Raw genomic sequence first — 2,626 nt, 5'->3', positions numbered from 1 at the left:
TCCCGGACGCCGGACGCCCCCCTCGCGCTCCCGCGCCCCGACCCACTCGTCTCGATATCCGGTATGTCCGTCCCGATCGGTGGTCGATCGGCGTACCCTCGTCCACCACACGGGCATCCGCCCAGCCATTCCACGCAGGGAGAGCCGACCCATGGCGACACTGAGGTCCCGCACCGTCACCCACGGACGCAACATGGCGGGCGCCCGTGCCCTCCTCCGCGCCGCGGGCGTAGCGCGCGAGGACTTCGGCAAGCCGATCATCGCCGTGGCCAACAGCTTCACCGAGTTCGTCCCCGGCCACACCCACCTGCAGCCGGTCGGCCGCATCGTCTCCGAGGCCGTCTCGGCCGCCGGGGGCATCCCCCGCGAGTTCAACACCATCGCCGTGGACGACGGCATCGCCATGGGCCACGGCGGCATGCTCTACTCGCTGCCCTCCCGCGACCTGATCGCCGACTCCGTCGAGTACATGGTCGAGGCGCACTGCGCCGACGCGCTGATCTGCATCTCCAACTGCGACAAGATCACGCCCGGCATGCTCATGGCCGCCCTGCGGCTGAACATCCCCGCCGTCTTCGTCTCCGGCGGCCCCATGGAGGCCGGCAAGACCACGCTGGTCGACGGCACCGTCCGCAGCAACCTCGACCTGGTCCACGCCATGTCCGAGGCCGTCGCCGACAACGTCTCCGACGAGGACCTGGAGCGCATCGAGGAGGCCGCCTGCCCCACCTGCGGCTCCTGCTCCGGCATGTTCACCGCCAACTCCATGAACTGCCTGGTCGAGGCCCTGGGCCTGGCCCTGCCCGGCAACGGCTCGGTGCTGGCCACCCACACCGCCCGCCGCGCCCTCTACGAGGAGGCCGGCCGGACCGTCGTCGAGATCACCCGCCGCCGCTACGAGCAGGACGACGAGAGCGTGCTGCCGCGCTCCGTCGCCTCCCGCGCGGCCTTCGGCAACGCCATGGCCCTGGACGTCGCCATGGGCGGCTCCACCAACACCGTCCTGCACCTGATGGCGGCCGCGCACGAGGCCGAACTCGACTACACCATGGCCGACATCGACGCCGTCTCCCGCCGCGTCCCCTGCCTGTGCAAGGTCGCCCCCAACGGCGTGTACCACATGGAGGACGTCCACCGGGCCGGTGGCATCCCCGCCATCCTCGGCGAACTGCACCGCGCCGGCCTGCTCGACGACACCGTCCACGCCGTGCACGCCGACTCCCTGGACGAGTGGCTCAAGACCTGGGACATCCGCGGCGGTTCGCCCTCCCCGGAGGCCGTGGAGATGTTCCACGCCGCCCCCGGCTGCGTCCGCTCCGCCACCGCCTTCTCCCAGTCCGAGCGCTGGGAGACCCTGGACACCGACGCCGCCGCCGGCTGCATCCGCGACCGCGCCCACGCCCACTCCGCCGACGGCGGCCTCGCCGTGCTGTACGGCAACCTCGCCGAGGACGGCTGCGTGGTGAAGACCGCCGGCGTGGACGAGTCCATCCACACCTTCACCGGCACCGCCGTCGTCGTGGAGTCCCAGGAGGAAGCGGTGCAGGCCATCCTGGAGAAGCGGGTCCGGGAGGGCGACGTGGTCGTCGTCCGCTACGAGGGCCCGCGCGGCGGCCCCGGCATGCAGGAGATGCTCTACCCCACCGCCTTCCTCAAGGGACGCGGCCTGGGCGCCAAGTGCGCGCTGATCACCGACGGCCGGTTCTCCGGCGGCACCTCCGGCCTGTCCATCGGTCACGTCTCCCCGGAGGCGGCGGCCGGCGGCACCATCGCCCTGGTCGAGGACGGCGACACCATCGCCATCGACATCCCCCACCGCACCATCGAGTTGAAGGTGGACGAGGAGACCCTCGCCGCCCGCCGCGCCGCCCTCGGCGGCCGGTACGCCCCGGTCGCCCGGGACCGCAAGGTCTCCCTCGCGCTGCGGGCCTACGCCGCCATGGCCACCAGCGCCGACAAGGGCGCGGTGCGCGACATCTCCGCACTGGAGCGCTGAGCGACACCGACGGCCGGATCGCGACGTCGGCCGAACCGTGACAAAGGCGGGTCGGGACGGGGCTTCAACCCCTCCCGACCCGCCGGTCATAATCGGTCACATGAGCAAGCAGTCGCCGATTCCCCCCGCCGACGGGGGCGCCGCCCCCGAACGTCGGCCCGAGCCCCGGCCGATCCGTTTCTACGGCACCAGTTGGGTGGATCACTCGCGCGGCTACACCCCGCGCCGCTTCGCCCTGGGACTCGGCGCGATGCTGCTCGCCGCGCTCGGCGCCCTCGCGCTGCGCCTGGGCTACGAGGGCCTGCGCATCAACGAGACCGCCGACTGGCTCACCATGCTCGTCGTGGTCGCCTTCGCGATCTGCTCGGCCATCGCCTTCACCCGCACCTGGGCCGGCTGGAACCGCGAGGGCGCCGGCGCCGACGACCCCTCCTTCCGTTCGATCAAGGCGATCGGTTTCCTGGGGCTGCTCCTGGCCTACGCCCTGCGCAGCGGCATCGAGGCACCCCATCCGGGGAACTGGTCCGCTGCTCCGAGACGGAGAACGCGGATCTGTTCTGGGCGGCGCGCGGGTCGGGTCCCGGATTCTTCGGCGTGGTCACCGAATTACGGCTGCGCACTCGTCCCCGC

Annotated in this window: 2 protein-coding genes; both read left to right on the top strand. The window is 72.1% G+C overall.

The window, feature by feature from the left end:
* Nucleotides 1-151 precede the first annotated feature (151 nt).
* Nucleotides 152-1,996 (top strand): dihydroxy-acid dehydratase, encoded by a 1,845-nt coding sequence (ilvD, locus tag FOE67_RS22330; protein ID WP_182666636.1) that lies wholly within the window; start codon nt 152-154, stop codon nt 1,994-1,996.
* A 100-nt stretch (nt 1,997-2,096) separates the two neighbouring features.
* On the top strand, nt 2,097-2,626 hold a 530-nt coding region (locus tag FOE67_RS22325; RefSeq protein ID WP_182666635.1), incomplete at its 3' end, for a hypothetical protein.

This window comes from Streptomyces calidiresistens (assembly GCF_014141525.1).
In the GTDB taxonomy this organism is placed as follows: domain Bacteria; phylum Actinomycetota; class Actinomycetes; order Streptomycetales; family Streptomycetaceae; genus Streptomyces; species Streptomyces calidiresistens.
The sequence above is the reverse complement of the archived record's forward strand: the minus strand, read 5'-3'. Positions and strand labels throughout refer to the sequence as shown.